Origin of the sequence: Segatella copri (assembly GCF_009494395.1) — a bacterium.
GTDB lineage: Bacteria > Bacteroidota > Bacteroidia > Bacteroidales > Bacteroidaceae > Prevotella.
In genome coordinates, this window is the sequence record NZ_VZCB01000039.1 from 33,216 (window position 1) to 52,140 (window position 18,925).

Genomic DNA, 18,925 nt, shown 5'->3' on the forward strand with positions numbered 1-18,925 from the left:
TACTTAATTTCTCCATTTTGCTGCAAAGTTACTAAAATCCTATGAATTAGGCAAAATATTTACATAAAATATATTTTTTTGCAAGTTTTACTTCAAATAGTCGAAGAAGTAATTGCTGATGCGCTCATGCAAGTGAGTGCTTTGGTGACCTCTCATGTTATGAGGTTCGCCTGGGTATACGAAGAAATCTGGCTGTGTACCTGCTGCGATACATGCCTTCAGGAAGGTGAGGCAATGCTGTGGTACTACAGTTACATCGTTCAAGCCCTGGATAATCTGCAGCTTACCCTTCAGGTTCTTAGCCTGATAGAGCAGGGATGTCTTCTTGTAACCCTCTGGGTTGGTCTGGGGGGTATCCATATAGCGCTCGCCATACATCACCTCGTACCAGTGCCAGTCGATTACCGGACCGCCTGCTACGCCTACCTTGAATACGTCAGGATAGTTGGTCATCAATGAGATGGTCATGAATCCTCCGAAGCTCCAACCGTGAACACCAATCTTGTCGGCATCTACGTATGGCAGGGTCTTCAGATACTCTACACCCTTCATCTGGTCCTTCATCTCTACCTGACCCAGCTGGCGGAAGGTTGCCTGCTCGAAAGCCTTGCCACGGTTCTCGCTGCCACGGTTGTCAAGGATGAAGAGAAGATAGCCCTTTTCTGCCATGTAGGTTTCCCAGCCACGGCTAGAGTAGTTCCAGCGGGCATCCACGTTGTGGGCGTGAGGACCGCCATATACATATATAATAGTAGGATACTTCTTGTTAGGGTCGAAGTTCACCGGCTTCACCATTCTCCAGTAGAGGTCGGTCTCGCCGTCATCAGCCTTGATGGAACCGCAGCTGTACTCAGGCACGTTGTATCCCTTCCAAGGGTTCTCGGCTGTGAAGTAGGCGGTGCGCTTGCCGTTCTCGGTGTTTACGATGGCAATCTTGCGAGGCACGGTTGGGGTAGAGTAGTTGTCATAGATAAACTGACCGTTCTCGCTCAGGGTAGCGTTGTGCCATCCCTTGCCGCAGTCGTCCATCATGGTGCGCTTGCCGGTCTTGGTATCCACCACGAAGATGTTACGCTGGATAGGAGAGCACTCGTTGGATGCGATGATGATGCTCTTGCGCTTGGCGTTGAAGCCGAGCACTTCCATCACCTCCCATTTACCGGAAGTCAACTGTTTGATTTCGAGTGATTCCGTGTTGCTTGCCATGCGGCTGCCGTGTTTGCCCAGGGTGCAGAGATAGAGGTGGTTGTAGCCATCCTTGCGGCTCTGCATGATGAAGCTGCTGTTGTCCCATGGCAAGAACTGGATTGGGTGGCAAGGCTCTACATACTTCTCATCGGTCTCGCGATAGAGTTCGCCGGTCTTCTCACCAGTCTCTGCGCTGTAGGCTGTCAGGCGACAGTCGTTCTGGTCGCGGTTCAGCTCGAACATATAGATGGTCTTGCTGTCCGGGCTCCATGCGATGTTGGTGAAGTAGCGGTCTGTAGGATCGCCAGCCTTCAGATAGATGGTCTTGCCGGTCATGCAGTCGAACACGCCTACGGTCACCTTATGAGATGTCTCGCCTGTCATCGGATACTTGTCTGGTGCAGGCTTGGCGCAGCAGGTCTCTGTCTCAGGATGATTGAAGTAATCAATCTCCGGGATATCCACCTGCGGATAATCTGTCACCATGCTCTGGTCCATGCGGTAGAAGGCGAGCTGTTCGCCGTCAGGGCTCCAGAAGGTACCCTTGCTGATGCCGAACTCATCGCGGTGAACACTCTGACCATATACGATAGAGCGGCTACCGTCTGTAGAAATCTGGAAATCGTGAGACTTCTTCTCTCTTGTCATGGCATTGTTGGCTACGTTGAAGGTGCGCACATAGAGGTTGCTTCCCTTCAGATAGGCGAATGCATTCTGCTGGGCGTTCGCCTCGAGGAGGTTTTCGCCGTCAGCAAACTCCATCTCGCTCAGCAGCTTATGCTTCTTGAAGTCGATGGTATAGGTCTTGCTGCCATTGCTCACCATTACGATGCTCTTTCCTGCAAAAGGGAACTGAGCGTTGTAGAGGGCTCTTACCTTGATGTCCTTGGTAGGAGCAATCCACTGGTTGATATCGTTGATACCGAAGAGCTTTGTTTCCTTTCCGGTAGTCTTGTTTACGAGATAGCATGCCTCGATGTCCTGATGGATGAGTTCATTTCCCCACCAGGTGCACCAGCGGTTCTTTGCCACCATGTTGCGATAGTTGTTGCCGCCGAAGTTCAAATCCTCCAGGGTGAAGGTCTTTTCACCCTTCTGTGCAGGAACCACGCCCTGAGCCTGTATCTCGGTTGCATTCATTGCCATCATGGAAATCATTGCTGCAAAAGATAATTTATAAATTGAATTCTTTAGATTCATTGTTATTTTGTTTGTTGATTGAATGAATAAAAACCTTGATGTGGCAGAATGCCACGTCAAGGTCTTGTATAGTTTGATGCGTAGTTTTTAATCCTCATCATCGAAGTCGGTGTTGAAGCTAGGCTTGCCACCACGCTTTCCTCCGAAATCACGACCACCGCGACGGTCTCCCTTGAATCCGCCACGCTTATCTCCCTTTTCAAAGCGTTTGCCTCCGAAATCTCTGCCACCCTTGCGGTCTCCCTTGAATCCGCCACGCTTGTCGTCACGGTCGTTGCCACGCTTTCCGCCGAAGCTGCGTCCGCCCTTGCGGTCATCATCATCGTGGCTTCGTCCGCCACGGCGAATCTCATTGCGGCGCTTTTCAAAGTCTTCCAGGCGATGGCTATGGAACTGGAAGCTGCGGATGTCTGCATCCTCGTTTTCTGTCTCCTCGCTTACGCGTTTCTTAAACTCGCGTTCTTTCTTGAAACGATGCTTCTGAGCCATTTCGCGCTTCTCGGCTTCGGTCTTGACAATACCGCCTTCAGAGCGGAATTCCTTCATCTTACCGTCGAACATCACGTACTTGCGGAATTCGCATTCCAAACTTCCGTTGTATACAGGAATCTTGATAGATGGCTTCAGACCAATCTGCTCAAAGCATTCCTCGCGGTAACTCAATACCCAAGCCTCGTTGCCTGCGAAAGCCTTCTTGAAGCGCTCGCCAATCATCTTGTAGGTATTCAAGAGGTTAGGGGTAGAGATACGCTCACCGTATGGAGGGTTCATCACGATGATACTCTTTTCTGCTGGCTGAGTGAAGTCCTTGAAATCTTGCTGTGAAATCGTTATATCCTTGGTCAAACCTGCAGCACGTACGTTGAGATTAGCTGTATTTACAGCCTTCATATCTACATCATAACCGTAGATGTGGTGCTCAAACTCGCGCTCCTGAGAGTCATCATTGTAAATCATGTCGAAGAGATCCTGATCGAAATCGTTCCACTTCTCGAAAGCAAACTCCTTGCGGAAAACACCTGGAGAGATGTTACGGGCAATGAGGGCAGCCTCGATAGCGATGGTACCTGAACCACACATAGGATCGATGAAGTCGCATTCGCCCTTCCAACCGGTCATCAGGATCATACCTGCAGCCAGAACCTCGTTCAATGGAGCCTCAACCTGCTCCTGGCGGTAGCCACGGCGGTGCAAGCTCTCGCCACTAGAGTCAAGACTCAAGGTAGCGTTATCTTCTGCGATATGGATATTAAGACGGATGTCTGGGTTGGATACGCTGATGTTAGGACGTGTGCCCTGCTTCTCGCGGAACCAGTCTACGATAGCATCTTTTACCTTGTAAGTAACAAAGCGTGAGTTGCGGAATTCCTCTGAGTAAACTACTGAGTCTACAGAGAAAGTCTTCTTCACGTCCAAGATGTCATCCCACTTGATCTTCTGAATCTGATCATACACTTCTTCGGCAGAACGAGCCTTGAAGTGCTTGATAGGCTTTAAGATACGGATGGCTGTGTGCAACTGGAAGTTGGCACGATACATCATTTCCTTGTCGCCTGTGAAAGATACCATACGGCGACCTATCTGTACATTGTTGGCACCCAACTGGGTGAGCTCCTCAGCCAAGACGGGCTCCAGACCCATGAAGGTCTTGGCAATGAGTTCAAATTCCTGTTCCATTATTGAATTCTATATCTAATAAACTTTGTTTTTCTTTTTTATATTTCTTTGTTTTTGGCTTCATATCCTTGGTTACCCATACGTTAGCTCCCACTACGCAGCCTTCTCCGATGGTGATGCGACCGAGGATTGTAGCATTGGCATAGACGATGACATCGTCTTCCAGGATAGGGTGACGAGGGATTCCCTTGATAGGGTTGCCGTCCTTATCGAGTGGAAAACTCTTGGCTCCGAGGGTTACACCCTGGTAGAGTTTCACGTTGTTGCCGATGATGCAGGTGGCTCCAATTACCACACCCGTTCCATGGTCGATGGTGAAGTGGTGACCGATGGTAGCCTCTGGATTGATATCGATACCGGTCTCTGAATGTGCCAATTCGGTCATCATACGAGGGATGAGAGGCACACCGAGCAGGTGAAGTACATGAGCGATACGATAGTTGGTTATCGCCTTGATGACAGGATAGCAGGAGATGATTTCTCCGTGGCTCATTGCCGCAGGGTCTCCATTATAGGCAGCCTCCACGTCGGTGGCGAGAATTTTACGAAGTTTTGGAAACTCCATGATGGCTTTTGCTGCGATAACGCCAGCCTTGGCACGTTGATGCTGTAGTTCAGCCTGTGTCTCAGTTTCGCAATCATTGGTGAAGCAGAGTCCGGCGAGAATCTGTTCTGCAAGCATCTCGTAGAGTTTCTCTACTCTTACTCCAATATGATATTTGATAGTGGAGATATTTACGGAAGAATTGCCGAAATATCCCGGAAAGAGGATGGAGCGAGACAGATTGATGATATCTTCGAGCGCCTTGCCCGAAGGAAGTGGATTTCCGTCTCTGTGCTGATGGAATAGACCTTTTAATGAATCGGCGCAAGAAAGCTCGTCGATGGTCTCTGTCAGCTGATGAGTTAATGTATCTTTACTCATTTTCTTCATGTATCAATAAAATTCGTGTGCAAAGATACGATTTATTTCTTGAATTGCAAAAAAATGACGGCTGTTTTTTTTGCTTTTTTGTAGAATAATCGAAACAGAAAAAGCAGATTCAGCTTTTGGGCGAATCTGCTTTTCTTGCTTCTATTCTGTGATACTGTCTAAAAAGAGCAGCAATCGGTTGGTGACATTTACTTCTGAAACTCCCGAATCGAAATCGAGGGATACCAGGTTCAGTTGAGGAAAACGCTCATGTAACCGTTTCTCGATTCCCTTGGAAATCACGTGGTTAGCGATGCAGCCGAATGGCTGGAGCGAGATGATATTATTCACTCCGTCTCGGATATAACCCACGATGTCGGCAGGCAGGAGCCAGCCTTCTCCAAATTGTGCTGCCAGCGAAACCAATCCCTGCACATCCTTCGCATCATCATAAATATTGGTGAATGGACGAAAGTAGCGGAACTTGCTGGCTGCCTTGTTCACCTGGCGCAATCTTCTGCCTATCAATGCCTGATAAGCACCCTTGATGATGAAGTCTGGTACCTTGGTACAATTCAGTCGCATGTGCTTCTGTATCTCTACATTCACGAATTCCTGTAGGAAGAATGGAGCGAGTAGCGGAGGCACTACCTCAATGCCTTTAGAGATGATGTATCGCTCCAGGTACTGATGGGCAAAAGGATTGAACTTCAGGAAGATTTCTCCTACGATGCCCACTTTGGGTACATCCTTGTCTAGGGTCATCTGGTTGAATTCCTCTGCAGCCTGTTCCAGGAGCTTGATGAGACCTTTTGCTGAGTTTCGGGCGATAGGCTCGTCGATGAGGCGTATGTACTTATCCCTTAATTCCTTGGCTATTCCCTGTTTCCGTTCTCTTGCGATGCAGGCGTTGTACATCTCGTTAATCGCATCGCCATAGAAAATAGCGGTAACGATAATCTGGCTGTATTTTAGCCAAGGTACGTTGAAGCCATCCTGCTCATTATAGTCTTGCTTATCATCCGTAGAACCGGAAGCTTCACCTGTCGAGGCTGTCACGCCTAGTGTGAGTAATGGTACATCCTGGAAACCGTTGGAAATCATCGCCCGTTTGATGAGACCTGCATAGTTGGTTGCACGACATTGTCCACCCGTCTGGCTCATTACTACAGCCGTGTTCTTGAGGTCGTATTTGCCTGATTTCAAGGCTTTGATGATGTCTCCGACGATGAGTGTTGCAGGATAGCAAACCTCATTGTTGGCGAATCTCAAGCCAATTTCTGCACTAGCTTCATCGCTCATAGGCAAAACTTCTACATCATAACCTATCAGCTTCAGGATAGGAGGAATGATAGGAGTGAGATACTCAGTCATAAACGGAGCGAGAATCTTGCGATGCACATCCTGCTTGGTGAAAACCTTGGTCTGCTGTAAATGTTGAGTGTTGAGTGTTGAATGTTGAATTTCTTCTGCTGTTGAATTTTTCACTCTTCGTTCTTCACTCTTCACTCCCTTTAGGCTTTCTATCAGCGAGCGGACACGAAGCTTCAGCGAACCAATATTGCTGACATCATCTATCTTCAAGAGCGTGAAAGGCTTGTTGTGGCGCTTCATGATGTCACGAATCTCGTCCTGGATAAAGCTATCCGGTCCGCAACCGAAGCTGGTCATCTGTACGAAATGTACATTGTCACCTTGTTCGGCTGCCCATTGCGCAGCCTTCATGATGCGGTTCATGTAAGCCCATTGCTTGACAAGATAAGTCTCTGGCTGGCTGTTGTATGCATCGTTGTTGTCTGATGAGCCTCTGGCGATGTCTTCGCTGATTACGTTGACTCCCAGGTTTGCAATCATCTCGCTCAACTTGTGCTGAACCAACGGGTCTGTATGATAAGGACGACCAGCCAGGAGGATGGTAAGACGAGGCTTTTCCTCGTTCTGATTGAGAATCTCCCAAGCTTTCGTCTTGATTTCTGCTGAATAGGCAGCTTGCGCATAGAGTGCTTCTCCCAAGGCCTTTCGGGCAGTCTTTCTGTCTACTCCCAACTTCTTGAGATAATCCACGATTTGCTTTTCCAAAGCCTTGGATTGTGCAAAGTTGATGACTGGAGAATCTATCGGTTTCTTCAGATCTATTACCGATTTGATGACATCGCTATAGCCCGAAACCACAGGACAGTTGAAGCTGTTCAGCGTATTCTTCGGGTCGTCATTGTGTTCATATACTACGTATGGCATCAGGATGCGGTCTACCTCCGGGTTCTCATTAAGTTCTTTGAGATGACTGTGAGCCAACTTGGCAGGGAAGCAGATGTTGTCGCTCATAACTGTATTCAAGGCTCCTTCATACTGGCTGAAGGTTGAATCAGAAGAGAGAATGACCTCGAAACCTGCTGCATGAAGCAGGGCATTCCAGAACGGAAAATCCTCATACATGTTGAGAATGCGGGGGATACCAACCTTGATGTGGCGTTTTGTGATATCAAAGTGCTTAATTTCCTTACCGTCAAAGAGTAAGTGATATTTATATTCGTAAATATTCTTACCTTTTATCTCATTTGCACCCTTGTTGTTGAAAACCCGTTCACACTTGTTTCCCGAGTAAAACTTATTGCCACCAGCGAAGGTGTAGCGAGAAACATAGCAATGGTTCTCACAGCCTTTACATTGCAACTGCCTGGTTTCGTAATGAGCCAGATTCAGAAGGTCGTCAATGCTCCGGGCATTCGTCTCTGTTGGATAATCAGCTGCCGCATGGAGTGCACAGCCGTAGGCACCCATCAATTCCGGCATGTTGCTACGGGCCACTTCGGTATGAGTCAGCAATTCGAAAGCTCTTACCACAGCATCGTTTCTCATGGTACCACCCTGTACGACGATTTTTCCTCCAAGGTTCTCGTTACCATGGAGTTTCAGTACTTTATAAAGACAGTTCTTGATAACCGAATAAGAGATTCCGGCAGAAATATCAGCCACCGAAGCCCCCTCTCTGAGAACCTGCTTTACCTTGGAGTTCATGAAAACCGTACAGCGGGTACCCAGGTCGCAAGGAGCTTTAGACTGGCAGGCAAGTTTGGCGAAATCACCTACAGAATATCCCATGTTATTGGCAAAAGTCTGTATGAAGGTTCCGCAACCGGAAGAGCATGCCTCGTTGAGTTCCATTCTAACTACAGCACCTTTTTCTACGAAGATAGCCTTCATGTCCTGTCCGCCAATATCAAGGATGAAACTGACGTCGGGCATGAGTGATGCAGCTGCTCGTTCGTGTGCCATGGTTTCGATAATGCCGCTGTCAAGTCCGAATGCAGCCTTAATCAGTTCCTCGCCATAGCCGGTAGAACAAGAGCCTACGATTTCCAGTTCAGCCCCTCTATGTTCTGCTTCCTGCTTCAGGGCGTTCAGACCATCGGCTACCGCCTTAATAGGGTTGCCTAGGTTCAGACGATAGTTTGTAAAAACAATATCGCCCTTGTCCTTTTGGGCAGATTTCGCATCTGTATCCGTATTGCTTCCCATTCTAACTGCCACAATCTTGGTCGTAGTGGAGCCGGAATCAATACCGATAACCACCTGCTGCTTACCTTTTGCCAGGGGATGGGTTTCTGTAGCGAATCTTGCTTTTGACTGGAGCCATTTATCGTGCTCCATTTCGTTTTTAAACAAAGGTTCCAAGCTACTGTTCCACTCAACCTTTATTTCCTGATGTAAGCGCTTTCTGAGTATGGAAAGCTGGATTCCGTCAGAATCAGAAGCATCTGTAGAATCTGCGGAATCTGTGGGAGAATTACGGTAGGCGCATCCCAGCGCAGGAATCAGATTGCTATTTTCAGATACGATGAAATCATTTTCTGACAGCTGCATATAGTCGCAGAATGCTTTGCGGAGTGCTGGGAGAAAGGTCAGCGGACCACCGCAAAGCAGGATAGGAGCCTCGAAGTCGATGCCGTGAGAAAGCGTCACCACAGTTTGTACTGCGATGCTATGAAAGATACTAGCTGCAATATCCTCTTCCGGAAGATTGCGTGCCATGAGATTCTGGATATCGGTCTTGGCGAAGACACCACAGCGGGCTGCCATCGGATAAACATGTTGGGCATTCATAGCCAACTGGCTCATTTTCTGGTTGTCTACTCCCATTAATACGCTCATCTGGTCAATAAATGCACCAGTACCTCCGGCACAGTTTCCGTTCATGCGAAGCTCCATTCCGCCATTAGGCTTGAAGAAAACAACCTTGGCATCCTCTCCACCGATATCGATGAGAGCCTTTGCCTCAGGATGAGCCTTACGGGCATAAACCGATGCTGCCACTACTTCCTGAACAAACTCAGCCTGCAGCTGTTCTGCCGTTGCCATGCCCACGCTTCCCGTAACGCAGATATTTACCTTTGTATCGCCTATCAACTGGTTAATCTCATCGAAATAATGAGACACAAGTTCTTTGACACGAGCGTTGTGGCGTTCGTATTTTGAGTAAATCAAGTTTTTTTTGCCATCGATAACGGCAACTTTGGCTGTTGTAGAGCCAACATCTAGTCCGATACTATATTTTGCTTTCTTCATTTCTCTTCTTTCTTTCAGCCTGCAAAATTACAAAAATCTTTCAAAAAAACCAAAAGACAGCTATGATTTTTGCTAATAATCCCATGACTTTTTCAAAGAACAAAGAATGGGCATTCACACCTTTCTCATATCTCTGAATGCACTCCATGCTATCGGAATAGCTACTGCAAAGGAGCAGAAGTCTGCCCATGCCTGACACATTTCTACCCCCAGCAAACCGAAGAAATGGGGTAGGATAAAGATGAGCGGAATGAAGAACAAACCGCTTCTTGCTGCAGCTACGATATTGGCACGGATAGGCTTGCGGATGGTCTGCATCAGCATATTGGTAAGTACGATGGTGGCAACCAGAGGAAAACTGATAACCTGCCATTTCAAAGCCATGGAACCAACCTCTATTACCTTGGCGTCATCACGGAAGAGTTCGATGATAGGCTCTGAGAAAATGAAGCCAATCACAGCACAGATAGCCAGGAATATGGTGCCACACTTGATGCAGTAATAAAAAGCTTCCTTGACGCGGGCATATAGTCTGGCTCCATAGCAGAAGCCACAGAGAGGCTGGAATCCTTGACCCAATCCGATTACCACAGCATAGGTAAAGAAAGAGATGCGGGTGACGATACTCATGCCGGCAATGGCAGCATCTCCGTAAGCTCCCGCTGCCACATTCAATACCAAGGTGGCGATACTTCCCAAGCCTTGTCTTGACAGGGAAGGGGTTCCGCCAAAGATGATTTCCTTGGCATAAGCCTTGCTAGGTGTGAAGTAGCGAAGGTGGATTCGGATGTTCTGCCCCTTGTGCGTCATCCAGAAGAGGATGGCGCAACCGAAACATTGGCTGATGAGAGTGGCGATGGCTGCACCCGTAATGCCCAGCTCGAAGTAGAGAATGAGCAAAGGGGCGAGAATCAGATTCAGCAATACGCCCGACATGATGCCTTTCATCGCATACATCGTGTTGCCCTGGAAACGCATCATGTTGTTGAGAGTGAGCGAAGTGGTCATGAAAGGAGCCCCTAACAGGATAATGCCCAGATAACGCTCTGTATAGGGAAGGATGGTGGGAGTAGAGCCCAAGGTAAGGCAGAGCGGGGTAAGAAACAGCTGACCCAGAATTGCGATGACCAAACCTGTGAGAAAGCTCAATACAAAGCCTGTTGTCGCCATCTTTCTGGCGTTCTCCTCCTCTTTGGCGCCCAACTTACGAGAGATATAATTACCAGCTCCATGACCATAGAAGAAGCCAACAGCCTGTATTACCGCCATCATGGCAAACGATATTCCCACAGCCGCTACGCTCTGGGTGTTGATGCTTCCCACGAAATAGGTGTCGGCGAGATTGTACATACTCGTAGACAGCATGCTGATGATGGTAGGAATCGCCATCGTGAAAACAACCTTGTGCACAGGAGCTTCGGTCAGGAATGTATAATTATCTCTTGTTTTCTTCATTGTGAAATATCTGTTTTCTTCTTTTTTTGACCATGCAAAGGTACTATTTTATTTTCGATTATCGCCCAATAATGGGATTTATGTGAACTTTTTTAATAAAATTACGCTAAAATCTGCTGAATAGCTTAAAATGAGCGATTTATGAGTGTTTCACCTCAATGGAGGTAATGATTTAGCAACGGTTCTAATTTCTGCAATCTGCATACGTTTGCTTACCTAACAACTCTTATTAACTGCAAAATTACAACAATAACACGAAATCGCAAGGGATTTTTGCAACTTTTTACAGTTAAATTTCTGTAATTATATAATGTGGCATAATCGTAATCACAGAAAAAGATGTATTTTTGTAGGCAAGAATCATATAAAAACAAGACCCGATAGCTTGACGAATCAGAGGCTACCGGGAATCAACGCTACAAAGATAGTGTTTTTTCTTGTTACAACCAAGTAAATGGACGATTTTTTATGGAATATTTAGAATTTGAGCGAATCTTGTCTGCCAAACGAATGCAGAGATATAAGGATGCTGCGAATGGTGACACTCGCAAGGCTATGGCTTTGTATCGCTACAACTTACGTTTGTCGCAGGAGATGTTTACGATAGTTAGCTGCTTTGAAGTGGCATTGCGTAATGCGATTGATAGTCTTTTGGTGCCGACCTTGGGAGAGAATTGGCTGAAAGATTCTGTTCAAGACAATGGAATATTCTCCAATGGACGCATGAACGAGACAAGGAAAATCATAGAAAAGGCATACAACCGATTGAATAGACAAGGCATATACTCTCATTCCAAACTGATTGCAGAAATGGAATTTGGTGTTTGGAAATATATGTATTCCTCACTACAATATCGTGTGACAGGACAATGTCTGCTAAGGGCATTCCCTAACAAACCTCGTTCGTCAGCTGCGATTCAATACAACAACACATACATATTCAATGAACTAGACAAGGTGAACAGTTTGAGAAACAGAATTGCACACCATGAACCTATCTGTTTCAGACTTCATGCATCGGAAATTGACACAAGTTACATCGTCAATGAATACCAGAAAATTCAGACTTTATTCTCTTGGATGGGAATAGATTCTCGCTCAATGTTGTATGGGCTCGACCATGTGCAGAGTGTCTGTTCCAAAATCAATGCCTTAAAATAATTCATATTTACATTCTTTAACCAAATTTCGTGCAGTCATCAAGCCATTGGTGTATCTATATCAAAATAGATAGTACGAAACAATTCGCTCATGGCTTCGAATATAACAACATTAGTAGAAAAAGCAAAACTAGGTGACGCTGACGCTTTCAGCACATTATACCAGATGTATTATCCTAAGATGAAAGGGATATGCATCAATATTCTTAGAGAGGACAAGGCAGTCGTTGATGACCTTGTCCAAGATGCTTTTGTACTTGCGTTTGTTTCGTTGAAAGACTTGAAAAATACTCATAGGTTTAGTCAATGGCTTACAAGTATCACCACTAACCTTGTCTTGAAATATCAGGAGAAAGGTAAGAAGTACAATTTCATTTCCTTGTCTGAAATAGAGGAAGATTTTAGTATCGTGTTGGAAAATGACAGTGCTTCCCAGCAATCAATTCAGTATGAGGAAATCATGTCGGCAATAGACAATTTGCCAGAAGGGTATAAGAAAATATTCAATATGTCCGTATTGGATGGCTTATCACATCGAGAAATCGGAGAATTGCTTGATATTGCCCCACATAGTTCTTCCTCACAATTGGCAAGGGCAAAGGCAATGTTGCGAAATACATTGTTTCCAAGGGCTATGCTTCTCATCGCATTGGCGTTGATAGTCATTCCTGTATATAGATATTTTACAGCAAAGAAGAAACTCGTTTCTAAAAATGATGTGAATATAGTTAGAACCCGAAAGCCAAGTAAAGGCATTACGTCTATGCAAAAGAAACCTAATGTTTCTATTAGTAGTGCGCAAAATGCTGTTTTATGCTCTAATTATCTAAGTGTTCAACATGGAAAGAACACTGTAATAACTGTTAGTGATTCTATTAAGGCTGGTCAAAATGTTATTGTCGAAATATCCGATTCTTTGCAGGAGAGCCAACATTTTTTGGCAGATAACAAGCGAGATAGTATCATCATAAAAGATTCTGTCTATACACCTATTCCAAATGAGGAAAAATGGATTGCAGGTGATACAAGGACGCACAAGAAAAGTAAATGGCAATTGCTTGCAGCAGGTTCTTTGGGTACTACTCTTGCACAAAACGTCTATAAGATTATAGCAGGCAGCGGTGATGATATAACGAGTGAACAACCATCAGAAAAGAGCTTTACGACATGGGAAGAGTATGCGGAATATCTACATCGCTTAACTCCAACAGACCATACGGCTGAAAATGTTGCCATGATGGATATTGCCGATAACAACAAGGGTAAAATTGAAGAGGCAGAACATCATGACAAACCTATAACATTAGGATTGGCTGTGAACAAGAATATTGGAAAGCATTGGAGTTTGGAAACAGGACTCCAATACTCTTACTTGAAATCATACTTCACCTTAGGTACAGGCGATTACCGTGTTGACAAGGAACAAAAGTTACATTACATCGGTATTCCTGTCAAGCTCTCATACCAATTCATGAGGTACAAGAGGCTGTCAGCTTATGGTTCAGCAGGAGCAAGCATTCAGATACCATTATATGGAAAGACTTATGCAGATTATATAGTAGGAGGAAAGTCTGGCTATACAACGGATTGGAAGACAACATCTTCAATGCAGTGGACTGTTAACACAAACATTGGAATACAATATCAATTTGCACCAAAGCTGACTTTATTTGTTGAACCTACGCTGAATTGGTATATTCCGAATGGAAGTGCTGTCAAGAATGCTTGGACAGAACGTCCATTTACCTTGACTGTGCCTTTCGGCATTAGGTTCTCTTGGTAAAAAAGTCTCATTTTGCGTGCAGTCTTTATGAACTTTCTGTATCTATATTTACAGAAAGTTCAAAAAATAAGATACATGCAAAAAAGACATACAGACAGGAAGATGTATTTCCGTGACTTGGAGATAACATCTAAGGAGTTTTACATCAGTTACTTGTCAGATTTCACGGAACTGACATCAAAGAGTAGAATCTTGGAGGTTGGCTGTGGCGAAGGAGGAAACTTAGTTCCCTTTGCACAGTTGGGCTGCAAGGTGACAGGCATAGATGTTGCGGAATGCAGAATCAAAGATGCTAAGGCATACTTTTCTGAAATCTGTAATCATGCAACATTTGTATGCTGTGATTTCATGCAATATCCTGTTCCATGTAATGAAGAGGATAAATATGATGTAATACTATTGCATGATGTGATAGAACACGTTCCGACAAAAGAACTTTTTCTTGTACACCTAAGAAAATTTCTGAAAACAAAAGGTGTGCTGTTTGTCGGATTTCCAGCATGGCAGATGCCTTTTGGGGGACATCAACAGATTTGCAGAAGCAAACTTTGCTCCCATCTTCCATTCATTCACTTGTTGTCAAACCCTTTATACAAGTTGTTGCTAAAAACATGCAATGAAGAGAAAGGAACAATAAATGAACTTATGAGCATAAAAGATTGCCGAACAAGTATAGAGTTGTTTGAAAGACTCATACACCAATGTGGCTTTTCGGTAACTGACCAAAAACTTTGGTTCATCAATCCTCATTACAAGCAGAAGTTCCATCTTACCCCACGGCTCTTGCCTCATTGGGTCTGGAGAGTGAAGTATATCAGAAATTTCTTCACCACTTCATGCTGGTATGTATTAAGCATCGGTAATAAAGAGAAATTTTAAAGGAAAGTTATATCGTAAAACTTGATAATCCATGAGGGCGCTAAGCGTACCCTCATAGATTTTTATAATCTTAGACTTTTACGTTGTGAAAACAAATGTAACTTTAGGTTATTCCATTGCTCTTTGAACCATTCAACAATAGGCTGTCTATTGACATATAAAAACAATTGGTTAGGCTTGGTAGAATCAGCGAACACCTTGATTTCTGCATTCTCCACTTTGAACTTTCTTCTGTGTTCCTCGGAATAGAGTGAACCGCTAAAGTTGAGTGCCTTTCCGGTCAGAAGCACTCCGATTTGCTCGATGGAGAAACCAATCTTCCTGCACAGGTCTTCCATTTGCAAGCGTGCATCCAACATAGGGAACCAACGCTTGGCTTTGCGGATGATGTCGTTGAGTAAAGAAACCTCTACTGTGTGCTTGCTCTCTAAATTCGCAACCTCCGATTGGTGCTTCTGCCGCATCTCGCCAAGCTGTTTACTGTGGCTGTCCTCCATTCGCTGCACCTTCTCATGGAGTTCGTCAATGTATTGCTCTCGGTCTGTCACAAGCTCGCACAACTTTCGGTTGTGTTGCTCCACCTCCTTCAATTTTCCACTACCTAAAAGAAAACCAATCTTCGACACAAAGGCTGTCTTGGCTTCCATCTTAGCAGCCTGTAGTTTCTCCGTGCTGATTTCACTCTTGGTTTGTTGTAGAAGTCGCTGTGCTTCCTCAATATCAGATTGCAGCAGCTTCATACAGTTTTGAAGTCTCTCGGTCTCTCGCTTGATGTTGCGATAATACTGTGCCGTGGTGGTATGCCTCGCATCTGATCCACGGACACCTCTCTTCAAGCCATACTTGCTCATGGCTTCAGCATAGCTGTCGTGATAGCCAATCATTTTGTCTCGGTTGAGCACATCATCGGCACACAGTCTCACGGCATTGGCTTTCTTGCGGTATGTCCGCTTGCCCTCTTCCGTAGGTTTGCTTCTTGCCTTTCTCCGCTCGCCTATCACTATTGGAACGATGGAGGCATGGAGGTGTGGCGTGTGCTCGTCCATGTGGAGAACCACCGAAACGACATTCTCCTTGCCGAATGTGTCCTGCAACCACTTCAAGCTGTCGTTGCACCAATCGTCAAGCTGACCATTGGCTGCGATGTTCATCATGTCCTCGTGCGTTCCAGACAGCACGGTTCTAATCACCCTCACCTGGTCATTGGTTATCTTGCGCTTGATGCCTGCCGTCTTGATGCGGTGGGCGATGGCTTCGTCACGACCATACACACCGCTCGGCATCTTGACAAGCTCACGGTTGAGGTGAGTTCTCGTAGGGTCAGCGTTGTCGGGTATCACCTTGCGCTCTATGTGGTCTGACTCCCTTGCGTCAGAGCTGCCCTTTGCCTTCTTGAAATCCAAACTGAAATGTCCCATAATAAACTTGTTCTTGAGTTGTACAAATCCGCTTGCCGCATTGCGCCCTGCGCATGGCTCACGGGGTTTCAAAAGGGGATGCCCCTTTGCTCAATGGGCGTTTTTAGTGGTGGCGTGCCACTGCGTCAAGAAAACGCCCTATTGAGCTATGGCTTTTCCGTTCAGAATAGCCATTGGAGCAGGAACCGCCTATATGCCCAAGGCTGCGCCTCTCTTTCGAGGTGGAACGGTTTGCTTAACAGGCTGTACTTGGTGTACAGACTGTTTGGATTTAACTCCGCACAGATAGTCGTTCAAGTCTTTGTACTCACTGTACAAGTGGGATGCGTCCCTCACATGGTAGCCGAGGGCAGTCTCGATGGCAAGCGTTGCCTTCTGCCCAGCCTCGTCGTTGTCGAGCAGACAACTGATGCGCTCGTAGCCGTGTAGTGCGCCAATAGCCTTGTCAACGTTGCTTGTTGAGTTGAGTATCACGTAGTCCTGCGCTTCCAATGACGGACAAGACGGAAACTTCTCCATGCGTAACGAGAGAAAGGAAAGATAGTCCATCATACCCTCGAACACATAGCAAGCGTATCTTGGCTCGCCTTGCTGTCGGATATGTGTGATGTCCTTGGGGGACATGCAACCCTTGAAGAATCGGTTACGAACCTCGTAACCGCCCGACTTGTTCTTGAAGCCGATGGCGAAGTAGTTCTTGCCATTATGCGAGAAGTGGAGTTCCACACATTCCTTTCGGGCGATGCACAGGTCAATATTCCGCTCGCTCAGATAGCGTAGGAGTGCAGGGTGGTTGAGTTCCCTAACCTCCAATCTCTCAAAACTCGGCTCGGAAGCTTGCTGAGGGAAAGAAAAGTCAGTCGGGCGGACATGGAGTGCTTGCTTCTCCAGCTTGTCCAAGAGATATGGCAAGCTATCTGATGCGTAGAGGTATGACGCAAGGGTGATGATGTTGCCGCCCTTGCCCACTCCGAAATCGAACCAACTGTTCATCGTAGTGTTCACCTTGAAAGATACCTCGCTCTCGTTTCTCAATGGTGACTTGTACCAAAGGTTTGCGCCCTGCTGCTTGACAGGACTGTGTCCCAAACTTTGCAGATAGTCTGCAATCTTGATTTGCTTTGCTTCTTGAATGTTCATGTCTTACTGTGGATTAAGTGGTGTATGTATTTCTGATGAATTGTTGAGGATAGTATGTAATTGGTATGATAATCAAAGACTTATCTTCTCAACAATCTCTCAACAAATGGTTCTTTTCAACAAAATCACTGGGCAAAAGAGAAAGAAAGGCATGAGCCGTCATGTTTTATCTTTTCAACAGTCTCTTTCTTTTGTTGAGAGATTTGTTGAGAAAATGTTGAACCGTAATTGCCTGGTATTCAACGCTTCTTTCATCATATTCAACAATTCAACAAAATTATATGCTATTTAGCTTGTCTCTTGTTACTGTGTAGAACCTGCCCACACGTTTTGTTGGCGAGTAGCGACCGCTGCTGTTATAGTTGTACTCGTATGAGGTGTAGGTGAGGGCGTTCTCGGAAGGTTGCAGCTTCCAGCAGTCCTGCACTATCTTTCGCACAAGGTGCTTCTCCGCTTTCACGTGGTTGCACTGCAACAAGGCGATTGCGTCATTAAGGCAGAACTGCAAGCTGTCGGTCTGGGTGTTCTCCATGACCTCAAGGTACAGCTCCGACATTTCCACCTCAAGCCTGTTGCGGTTGCAACGTATGATTCTTCTCAGTGCATCAGTAGCTATCTGTTCGGGAGCGAACCACATTCGGCTCTTGTGCTCGGTGGATAGCGTTCTGCCTTGCAGATGAAACAGAAGAGCGGGTATCTCCGCCTTTAGTTTCTCCAAGAAGTTGGTATCATCCGCTTGCAACGATGAAATCTTCCTCACCCAATATCGGGTTTCTCCCTCGTCAATGATGACAGGCAAGGATTCATTGTTAGAACATAGCACGAACTTGGCAAAGAAAGAAATCTCATTTCTGTCCTTACCCTTGGCTTCCACCTTATACGAGAGTGTGGTGCTAAGGTTCTTTAACCGCTCGGAATCCTCCCTGCGGCTGAGCAGCACCTCGTCCACGACAATGAGCAGTTTGCCAGCCCAATCGGAGTTGAACTGACTACGGAAGTCCTCGTTGGTGTTGAATGTCACGTTGTCTTGGAACAATGCCTTCAGAAAGTTCAAGAACGTGGTCTTGCCTGTGTTCCTCTCCTCTGATACAAGTAGCAGAATGGGCAACTTCTGCACAGGTCTGAGATAGAGCAGTTGCAGGTAGTCCATGCCAAGCTCGTATTGTTCACCGAAGATGTGACTTACCAATTTCTTGATGTTCGGGAAGTCACCTTGAATCGGCTTGTGTCCTATCGGTTCGTAAAGGTTGAGAAAACCATCTATCACCGTGCGGTGGTTCACATGTTCGGGAACGGTACAGAAGCCGTCATACTTGTGAACGTACTTGATGAACTCCTTGCCGTAATCCTGACGCAAGGTCTCCATATTCCATGGGATGCGCTTTCTTACCTTTCCTCCTGTGATGGTAGGTTGGTCAACCACCTTGTACAAGGTAGTGCCAACACGGATGAACACCTCGTTTGTCGTAGGTGCTGCCTGTGGCTTTTGCTTTTCCCACGCCTACAGGCTGATTGTTGTCGTTTGTCTTGCTCATAATCTAACCTT

General features: G+C 45.9%; 11 protein-coding genes. 3 read left to right on the forward strand and 8 right to left on the reverse strand.

Annotation, left to right across the window (positions count from 1 at the left end; genetic code table 11):
• Positions 1 to 87 precede the first annotated feature (87 nt).
• The 5 genes from F7D73_RS04100 to F7D73_RS04120 all read right to left on the reverse strand — a co-directional run bounded on the left by F7D73_RS04100 (position 88) and on the right by F7D73_RS04120 (position 10,999).
• A complete protein-coding gene (locus F7D73_RS04100; RefSeq protein ID WP_194256845.1) occupies positions 88 to 2,334 on the reverse strand; it encodes a S9 family peptidase in 2,247 nt (748 codons plus the stop codon).
• Between the two features lie 141 nt (positions 2,335 to 2,475).
• Positions 2,476 to 4,065, reverse strand: coding sequence for a THUMP domain-containing class I SAM-dependent RNA methyltransferase (locus tag F7D73_RS04105; protein WP_153122417.1), 1,590 nt, complete (start codon positions 4,063 to 4,065; stop codon positions 2,476 to 2,478).
• Positions 4,049 to 4,990, reverse strand: a complete 942-nt coding sequence (locus tag F7D73_RS04110) for a serine O-acetyltransferase (RefSeq protein WP_153122419.1) — start codon at positions 4,988 to 4,990, stop codon at positions 4,049 to 4,051. Before F7D73_RS04110 ends, F7D73_RS04105 begins: the two co-directional genes overlap by 17 nt.
• Before the next feature lie 150 nt (positions 4,991 to 5,140).
• Positions 5,141 to 9,544, reverse strand: coding sequence for an acyl-CoA dehydratase activase-related protein (locus F7D73_RS04115; RefSeq protein WP_153122421.1), 4,404 nt, complete (start codon positions 9,542 to 9,544; stop codon positions 5,141 to 5,143).
• 114 nt (positions 9,545 to 9,658) lie between these two features.
• Positions 9,659 to 10,999 (reverse strand): MATE family efflux transporter, encoded by a 1,341-nt coding sequence (locus F7D73_RS04120; RefSeq protein WP_153122423.1) that lies wholly within the window; start codon positions 10,997 to 10,999, stop codon positions 9,659 to 9,661.
• A gap of 468 nt (positions 11,000 to 11,467) precedes the next feature.
• Here F7D73_RS04120 and F7D73_RS04125 point away from each other — a divergent pair, with 468 nt between their 5' ends.
• From F7D73_RS04125 to F7D73_RS04135, 3 genes are all read left to right on the forward strand, one after another.
• Positions 11,468 to 12,160, forward strand: a complete 693-nt coding sequence (locus F7D73_RS04125) for an Abi family protein (RefSeq protein WP_153082174.1) — start codon at positions 11,468 to 11,470, stop codon at positions 12,158 to 12,160.
• Between the two features lie 90 nt (positions 12,161 to 12,250).
• Complete coding sequence (locus tag F7D73_RS04130) at positions 12,251 to 13,942, forward strand: sigma-70 family RNA polymerase sigma factor (RefSeq protein WP_153122425.1); 1,692 nt, start codon at positions 12,251 to 12,253, stop codon at positions 13,940 to 13,942.
• A gap of 75 nt (positions 13,943 to 14,017) precedes the next feature.
• A complete protein-coding gene (locus F7D73_RS04135; RefSeq protein ID WP_100766125.1) occupies positions 14,018 to 14,821 on the forward strand; it encodes a class I SAM-dependent methyltransferase in 804 nt (267 codons plus the stop codon).
• 62 nt (positions 14,822 to 14,883) lie between these two features.
• On the opposite strand, the gene mobV is transcribed toward F7D73_RS04135, so the two are convergent.
• From mobV to F7D73_RS04150, 3 genes are all read right to left on the reverse strand, one after another.
• Positions 14,884 to 16,239, reverse strand: coding sequence for a MobV family relaxase (mobV, locus tag F7D73_RS04140; protein WP_153122427.1), 1,356 nt, complete (start codon positions 16,237 to 16,239; stop codon positions 14,884 to 14,886).
• A gap of 189 nt (positions 16,240 to 16,428) precedes the next feature.
• Positions 16,429 to 17,379: a toprim domain-containing protein gene (locus tag F7D73_RS04145; RefSeq protein WP_153122429.1), complete on the reverse strand. Its 951-nt coding sequence runs from the start codon at positions 17,377 to 17,379 to the stop codon at positions 16,429 to 16,431.
• 277 nt (positions 17,380 to 17,656) lie between these two features.
• Positions 17,657 to 18,835 (reverse strand): primase-helicase family protein, encoded by a 1,179-nt coding sequence (locus F7D73_RS04150; protein WP_367383698.1) that lies wholly within the window; start codon positions 18,833 to 18,835, stop codon positions 17,657 to 17,659.
• Between the last annotated feature and the right edge of the window lie 90 nt (positions 18,836 to 18,925).

Excerpts from the sequence above, each read along its gene's own strand:
- F7D73_RS04100 (WP_194256845.1), bottom strand. The coding sequence starts at position 2,334 with ATGGCAATGAATGCAACCGAGATACAGGCTCAGGGCGTGGTTCCTGCA.
- F7D73_RS04105 (WP_153122417.1), bottom strand. The coding sequence starts at position 4,065 with ATGGAACAGGAATTTGAACTCATTGCCAAGACCTTCATGGGTCTGGAG.
- F7D73_RS04110 (WP_153122419.1), bottom strand. The coding sequence starts at position 4,990 with ATGAGTAAAGATACATTAACTCATCAGCTGACAGAGACCATCGACGAG.
- F7D73_RS04115 (WP_153122421.1), bottom strand. The coding sequence starts at position 9,544 with ATGAAGAAAGCAAAATATAGTATCGGACTAGATGTTGGCTCTACAACA.
- F7D73_RS04120 (WP_153122423.1), bottom strand. The coding sequence starts at position 10,999 with ATGAAGAAAACAAGAGATAATTATACATTCCTGACCGAAGCTCCTGTG.
- F7D73_RS04125 (WP_153082174.1), top strand. The coding sequence starts at position 11,468 with ATGGAATATTTAGAATTTGAGCGAATCTTGTCTGCCAAACGAATGCAG.
- F7D73_RS04130 (WP_153122425.1), top strand. The coding sequence starts at position 12,251 with ATGGCTTCGAATATAACAACATTAGTAGAAAAAGCAAAACTAGGTGAC.
- F7D73_RS04135 (WP_100766125.1), top strand. The coding sequence starts at position 14,018 with ATGCAAAAAAGACATACAGACAGGAAGATGTATTTCCGTGACTTGGAG.
- mobV (WP_153122427.1), bottom strand. The coding sequence starts at position 16,239 with ATGGGACATTTCAGTTTGGATTTCAAGAAGGCAAAGGGCAGCTCTGAC.
- F7D73_RS04145 (WP_153122429.1), bottom strand. The coding sequence starts at position 17,379 with ATGAACATTCAAGAAGCAAAGCAAATCAAGATTGCAGACTATCTGCAA.